Source organism: Micromonospora sp. LOL_024, assembly GCF_048060415.1.
Lineage (GTDB): Bacteria > Actinomycetota > Actinomycetes > Mycobacteriales > Micromonosporaceae > Micromonospora.
This window is the reverse complement of the sequence record NZ_JBHMIS010000226.1, coordinates 1-267: the sequence shown is the minus strand read 5'-3', so window position 1 is coordinate 267 and position 267 is coordinate 1. Positions and strand designations below refer to the sequence as shown.

The window sequence follows — 267 nt, the reverse complement described above, 5'->3', positions numbered from 1 at the left end:
TCGACGGCGGCCAGGACCCGCCGGAAGGTGCGTTCGCTGGGCACCAGGTATCGGCCGGTCAGCGGATTGCGGCGGGCGCCGAGCCGGTGCAGGACTTCCTGCGGGGTCCGGGCCGCCCATTGCCGGATCGCGGTCACGCCGTCGTTACCGGCCACGAGAGTGGCACACGCGGTCAGCACGAGGATGACCAGCAGCGGATGGCGCAGCCCGCGCAGCCGACGAGGGTCCGGGACCTGCGCCAGCCGGGCCACCAGCGGGGACACCACC

General features: G+C 74.2%; 1 protein-coding gene. It reads right to left on the bottom strand.

The features are described from left to right. On the bottom strand, window positions 1-267 hold a 267-nt coding region (locus ACFHWY_RS28970), incomplete at both ends, for a transposase family protein (RefSeq protein ID WP_416583396.1).